The organism is Curtobacterium sp. MCPF17_051 (assembly GCF_003234595.1).
Classification (GTDB): domain Bacteria; phylum Actinomycetota; class Actinomycetes; order Actinomycetales; family Microbacteriaceae; genus Curtobacterium; species Curtobacterium flaccumfaciens.
Genome location: NZ_QKSE01000021.1, coordinates 51,402 through 57,535, shown reverse-complemented (window position 1 = coordinate 57,535; position 6,134 = coordinate 51,402). Strand labels below are relative to the sequence as shown.

The following is a 6,134-nucleotide window of genomic DNA, read 5'->3' as shown; positions in this document are numbered from 1 at the left end:
ATCGCGATGAACCAGACGACGCCCGGGGTGACGTCGACGTCGGGTACGACCGAGGGGCTGGGGCTGGGGGTGGCGGCGAGTGCCGCCGCGATGGTGCTCACGAGGTCGGTTCCTTGTCGGCTGGGATCCCGGCGAACAGGTCGGTCTCCGGGAGCTCGGTCGGCACGCGTGCCTCCACGAGCTGGTAGTCCTCGGTCGGCCACACCGTCGCGAGGAGGTCGTTCGGCCAGTAGAAGAAGGCGCTGTCCGGTGCGACCTGGCTGGCGTGCGCGCGGAGTGCGGCGTCACGCTGGTCGAAGTACTCGTGCACGTCGACGTGGGTGGTGGCGAGGTCGGGCCGGTCCGCGAACCGCTCGACCCACTCGCGCAGCTGCTCGATCGCGGGGCTGTCCGGGTCGCGCTCCTGCAGGGCTTCGAAGATCGTGCGGAAGCGGCGCGGGTTCATCGTGCGCTCGTAGTAGAGCTTCGCGATCGACCACGGGGCGCCGGCGGACGGGTACGCCGACGGGTCGGCGGCGGCGGACCACGCGGCCATCGACACCTCGTGCGTGCGGATGTGGTCGGGGTGCGGGTAGCCACCGTTCTCGTCGTAGGTGACGAGCACGTGCGGGCGGAACCGGCGGATGACGCGGACGAGGGCCTCGGTGCTGTACTCGAGCGGCACCGTCGAGAACGTGCCCGGCCGGACCGTCTCGCCCTTCTCGGCGTCGGGCAGCCCCGAGTCGTGGTAGCCGAGCCACACGTGGTCGATGCCGAGCGCCTGCTGCGCGGCGGCCATCTCGGTGCGGCGGTACCCGGCCATGTCACGGTGCGCACGACTCGTCGCCGGCTCGCCGAGCTGGTCGTTCAGGATGTCGCCGGCCTCGCCGCCGGTGCAGGACACGACGAGCACCTGGTGCCCGTCGGCCACGTACTTCGCGGCGGTCGCGGCTCCCTTGCTCGACTCGTCGTCGGGGTGGGCGTGGACGGCCAGCAGACGGTAGGGCACGTGGGGTTCCTCACTGCGGGTGAGCGGCGTCGGACGCGGGCAGCGCACAGCATCGCGTGAACTACCCTGGGATCAGGATATCCACCCCGGGAGCCCCGAACTGTCCGAACAGCACCAGACCGCCACCCTCGACGAGCGCTACGGCCGCACGCCGGCCCGCAAGCGCCGCAGCCGCCTCTTCGCGATCGTCGCGGCCATCGCGGTCGTCGTGGTCTTCGGTGCGTGGGTGATCTGGGCCGGGCTCGACCAGTCCGACCGCGGCCTCGACCAGGACGTCATCGGGTACGAGGTCCTGTCCGAGCACAGCACCGTCGTCCACTCGCAGGTGTCGGTCGACCCGGGCGTCGAGGCGAAGTGCGCCGTGCAGGTCCTCGACAAGAGCTACTCGATCGTGGGCTGGAAGGAGATCACCGTGCCAGCGTCCGAACAGCGCAGCCGGAGCATCTCCACGCAGGTCACCACGACGACGCGGGGCGTGACCGGCTTGATCCACGACTGCTGGATTCCCTAGACTGTCCTGATTCGCCTCTCGAGACCGACCACTCGGCCGGTCTCGTTTTTTCATGGTCGAAGGGACAGAACATGAGCAACGACACGCAGGTCACCTGGCTGACCCAGGAGGCGCACGACCGTCTCAAGGCGGAGCTCGACGAGCTGAGCGGCGAGGGCCGTGCCGAGATCGCGCGCCGCATCGAGGCCGCTCGCGAAGAGGGCGACCTCAAGGAGAACGGCGGCTACCACGCCGCGAAGGACGAGCAGGGCAAGATCGAGGCCCGCATCCGCGTCCTCACCGAGCTCCTCAAGCACGCCACCGTCAGTGAAGCGGAGTTCGACGGGACGGTCGAACCGGGCACCGTCGTCACGGCGGTCATCGCCGGCGACGAGTCCACCTTCCTGGTCGGCAGCCGCGAGATCGTCGCCGAGGGCTCCGACCTGACGGTCTACAGCCCCGTCAGCCCCGTCGGCGCGGCCATCGTCGGCCTCAAGGCCGGCGACAAGGCCACGTACACGGCGCCGAACGGCAAGGAGATCGCCGTCGAGGTCGTCAAGATCGAGCGCTACGAGCCGTAGACCGGCCCGCCGACAGACAGGAGGCCCGTGGCGACACCGCCACGGGCCTCCTGTCTGTCCGCTGGTCGCGCCCAGGGCGGGCACCGCACTTCCGCCAGTCCACGCGTCGAACGACTCGTGGATCGTCGCGGACTAGTGCTCGAGGAGTTCCGGGCGGAAACCGACCTCGTGCAGGCGCTGGATGACCTCCTGCGCGTGCTCGGGGCCGCGCGCCTCGATCGACAGGTCCAGCGCGACCTCGTTGATGACGAGGCCCTGCCCGTGGCGGGTGTGCAACACCTCGACCACGTTCGCGCCGGCGTCCGAGATGACCTGCGCGACGCGGGCGAGCTGGCCCGGGCGGTCCGGCAGCATGATGCGGATGCCGATGTACCGCGAGGCCGCCACGAGCCCGCGGGTGATCACGCGCTCCATCATGAGCGGGTCGATGTTGCCGCCGCTCAGCAGCACCACGGTGCGGCCGGTGTCGCGGACGGCACCGGACATGATCGCGGCGACGCCGACGGCCCCCGCTGCCTCGACCACGAGCTTGGCGCGCTCGAGCAGGACGAGCAGCGCGCGGGCGGTGTCGTCGTCCGAGACGGTGACGATGTCGTCGACCAGGTCGCGGATGATCGGGAAGTTCAGGTCGCCGGGGCGCGCCACCGCGATGCCGTCGGAGATGGTCGGCTTCGTGGTGATGGTGACGGGCTCGCCGGCGGTGATCGACGACGGGTAGGCCGCAGCGTTCTCCGCCTGCACGCCGATGACCCGGATCTGCCGTCCGAGCCGCTCGGCCATGCCCTTCACGGCGAGTGCGATGCCGGAGATGACGCCGCCGCCACCGATCGGCACCACGACGGTGTCGACGTCCGGCACCTGGTCGATGATCTCGAGGCCGAGCGTGCCCTGCCCGGCGATCACTGCCGGGTGGTCGAACGGCGGGATGAACACGGCGCCGGTGTGGGCGGCGAAGTCCTTCGCGGCGCTCAGCGCCTCTTCCACGGAGTGGCCGCGCAGCACGACGTCGGCTCCGTAGTGGCGGGTGGCCTGCAGCTTCGGAAGGGCGACCCCGACCGGCGTGAAGATCGTCGCGGGGATGCCGAGCTCGCGGGCGGCGAGGGCAACACCCTGCGCGTGGTTGCCGGCGCTCGCGGCGACGACGCCCTTGGCACGCTGCTCGGCGGACAGGGTCGAGAGGCGGTTGTAGGCGCCGCGCACCTTGTAGGCACCCGTGCGCTGCAGGTTCTCGCACTTCAGGTGCACCGGCGACCCGAGCAGCTCGGCGAGGAACTGCGACGTCTCCATCGGGGTGACGCGCGCGACGCCCTTGATGGTCTCGCGCGCCGCCTCGATGTCCGCGAGCGTCGGGATCGCGGTGAGCGTGTGCGGGGAGGCGCTGGTGTCGGTCACTCCCCCATCATCGTCGTTCCCGGCCCCCGCGGCGAACTCGTGACGCTCAGTTGGTGCTGGCGGTGTCTTCTTCGGCCGAGGGACCCGAGTCGACGCCCGGCGCCGGGACGTCGTCGCCGACCTTGTGCCGACGGCGTCGGAGCAACTGGATCTGCCCGTGCTGTCCGCGCTTCGGCGTCGCTTCGAGGACGTGGTCGGAGTCGAGCCGTCGCCAGCGTCCGCTCGCGATGGTGGTGACCATGGCGTTCAGGGTCGCGATCAGCGGCACGGCGAAGAACGCGCCGGCGATGCCGGCGAGACCGGAGGCCGCGGTGACGCCGAGGACGACCGCCAGCGGGTGGACCTTGACCGCGTTGCCCATGACGAGGGGCTGCAGGATGTGCCCCTCGATCTGCTGGACCAGCAGCACGACGCCGAGCACCAGGACCGCGGCGAGGGGGCCGTTGAAGATCAGCGCGACGAACACCGCCAGGAAGCCCGTGACGATGGCGCCGACGACCGGGATGAAGGCGCCGAGGAACACGAAGGCGGCGATCGGGATCACCAGCGGCATGCCGCCGAAGAAGAGCCCGACGATGAAGGACCCCAGACCGATGCCGACCGCGTCGACGAAGGCGACGAAGATCTGCACCCGGATGAAGCTCGTCAGGGTGATCCAACCGGCGACACCGGCACCGTCCACCGCTGCGCGCGCCTTCTTCGGGAACAACCGGACGGACCAGCGCCAGACGTTCTTGCCGTCGATCAGCAGGAAGATCGTGGTGAACAGGGTGATGAAGAGCGCCGCGAACACGTGCGTCGCACCCGACCCCGCGCTGGCGACCCCGGACAGGATCGAGGCGGAGTTGTCCTGCAACCACTTCGTGCCGTCGTCGAGCCAGCCGTTCACGTCGGACTGGTTGATGCCGAACCCGGAGTTCAGCACGAAGTCCTTGATGTTGGCGTACTGGTCGATCGTCCGGTCACGCAGCGACGGGTACGACGCGATGATCTGGTCGACGACGAGCCAGATCAGGCCGCCCAGGGCCGCGACGCCGCCGAGCAGGCTGATGACGACCGCCAACCACTTCGGCACGTGGTGTCGCTGCAGCCAGTTCGAGACCGGCACCAGGAGCGCCGAGACCACGATGCCGATGAGGAACGGGATGAGGATCTCGCTGAAGACCGTGACGAGCCAGATGAAGACGGCGATCACGCCCACGACGACGAGTGCACGCCACGACCAGGCACCGGCGATGCGGACGCCGATCGGGACCGATTCCTCGACCACGGGGTCGGGATGTGTCTGCTTGCTTCCCCATGCCATGGCCCGAGTGTATCGACGTGCTCTCGGCCAGGTGCCAGATACGGCATACGTTCGTGGACGCTCATGTCGGCGGGGTTCGGTAGCGTCGCCGCATGCCCAGGTCGACGCTCTCCGCCGCCGAGGCCCGCCGGGTCGCACTCGCCGCACAGGGCTTCGGACGGCCACCCGCCGAGCCGGTCTCGACCCGTGCGCTGAACGGCGCGTTCGGCCGGCTCGGGCTGCTGCAGATCGACTCCGTCAACGTGTTCGAACGCAGCCACTACCTGCCGCTCTTCGCCCGGCTCGGGGCCTACGACCGGTCGACGCTCGACCGGCTGACGCTCGGACGCTCGGGTCCGTACACCGAGTACTGGGCGCACGAGGCGGCGTTCATCCCCCGCGACGACCTGCGGCTGTTCCGGTGGCGGATGGACGCCCTGCGGGAGCGTGACGCCGGCCCGACCAGGGTCGACGGCGTCACCCGGACCGCTGCCGTCCGGCGCGAACTGCACGCGCTGCTCCGGGCCGAGGGGCCGATGCGGGCGAGCGCGGTGGAACACGAGTCCAACGTGCGACGCGGCCCCTGGTGGGGATGGAGCGACGTGAAGCTCGGGCTCGAGCAGATGTTCCGCTGGGGCGAGGCGGTGAGTGCCGGACGAGCCGGTTTCGAGCGCGTGTACGCCCTGCCGGAGCAGGTGTTGCCCGCAGGCTTCCTCGAGACCGCGCCGCCGCGTGCCGACGCCGTGCTCGAGCTCGTCCGTCGGGCCACGCGGGCGCTCGGCGTCGGCACCCGATCGGACATCGCGGACTACTACCGGCTGCGCTCCGACGACACGGCCACCGCGATCGCCGAGCTCACCGACGCCGGCGAGCTCCTGCCGGTGCGTGTCGAGGGGTGGGGCGAGCGGGCCTGGCTGCACGTGGGCGCTCGGGTCCCCCGGCAGATGACCGCCGACGCGGTGCTGAGCCCCTTCGACCCGGTCGTCTGGTTCCGGCGGCGGGCCGAGCGGATGTACGGCTTCCACTACCGGATCGAGATCTACACGCCGGCCCCGAAGCGGGTGTTCGGCTACTACGTGCTGCCGGTGCTGCAGGACGACCGGCTCGTCGGCCGGATCGACCTGAAGAGCGACCGGCAGCGCGGGGTGCTCCGCGTCCGGACCGCGTGGCAGGAACCCGGCGAGCACCTGGACCCCGAGCGTCTCGCCGACACACTGCGACGGACTGCGAGCTGGCAGGGCCTCGGCGCGATCGAGGTGACCGACCGCGGCACCGCTGCTGCGGCCGTCGCCGGAGTCCTCGGACTGCCCCTGGTGGCACACGAGTCCGCTGACGACGCGGACGCCCCCGAACCGGTCACGTCGGCTGACGACTCGGCCGCGGACGGCGTCGGCTGAC

At 70.6% G+C, this 6,134-nt stretch carries 6 protein-coding genes; 3 read left to right on the top strand and 3 right to left on the bottom strand.

Translation table 11 applies throughout. From position 1 onward, the window contains the following. Window positions 1–97 precede the first annotated feature (97 nt). Window positions 98–988 (bottom strand): mycothiol conjugate amidase Mca, encoded by an 891-nt coding sequence (mca, locus tag DEJ35_RS15205; protein ID WP_110895435.1) that lies wholly within the window; start codon window positions 986–988, stop codon window positions 98–100. 19 nt (window positions 989–1,007) lie between these two features. Between mca and DEJ35_RS15200 the strand changes: the two genes are divergently transcribed. Both DEJ35_RS15200 and greA read left to right on the top strand, forming a co-directional pair. After that, on the top strand, window positions 1,008–1,499 hold the full coding sequence (locus DEJ35_RS15200) for a DUF4307 domain-containing protein (RefSeq protein ID WP_017886738.1): 492 nt from the start codon (window positions 1,008–1,010) through the stop codon (window positions 1,497–1,499). A 71-nt stretch (window positions 1,500–1,570) separates the two neighbouring features. After that, complete coding sequence (gene greA / locus DEJ35_RS15195) at window positions 1,571–2,059, top strand: transcription elongation factor GreA (RefSeq protein ID WP_017886739.1); 489 nt, start codon at window positions 1,571–1,573, stop codon at window positions 2,057–2,059. Between the two features lie 132 nt (window positions 2,060–2,191). Here greA and ilvA read toward each other — a convergent pair whose 3' ends face one another. Further along, complete coding sequence (gene ilvA, locus DEJ35_RS15190) at window positions 2,192–3,451, bottom strand: threonine ammonia-lyase (protein ID WP_027464502.1); 1,260 nt, start codon at window positions 3,449–3,451, stop codon at window positions 2,192–2,194. 46 nt (window positions 3,452–3,497) lie between these two features. Next, the gene (locus DEJ35_RS15185; RefSeq protein ID WP_258369887.1) at window positions 3,498–4,757 is read right to left on the bottom strand and encodes an AI-2E family transporter; all 1,260 of its coding nucleotides are present in this window, start codon (window positions 4,755–4,757) and stop codon (window positions 3,498–3,500) included. Between the two features lie 92 nt (window positions 4,758–4,849). Between DEJ35_RS15185 and DEJ35_RS15180 the strand changes: the two genes are divergently transcribed. Next, window positions 4,850–6,133, top strand: coding sequence for a winged helix-turn-helix domain-containing protein (locus DEJ35_RS15180; RefSeq protein ID WP_111193074.1), 1,284 nt, complete (start codon window positions 4,850–4,852; stop codon window positions 6,131–6,133). The last annotated feature ends 1 nt before the right edge of the window (window position 6,134 follow it).

Excerpts from the sequence above, each read along its gene's own strand:
- greA (WP_017886739.1), top strand. The coding sequence starts at position 1,571 with ATGAGCAACGACACGCAGGTCACCTGGCTGACCCAGGAGGCGCACGAC.
- DEJ35_RS15185 (WP_258369887.1), bottom strand. The coding sequence starts at position 4,757 with ATGGCATGGGGAAGCAAGCAGACACATCCCGACCCCGTGGTCGAGGAA.
- DEJ35_RS15180 (WP_111193074.1), top strand. The coding sequence starts at position 4,850 with ATGCCCAGGTCGACGCTCTCCGCCGCCGAGGCCCGCCGGGTCGCACTC.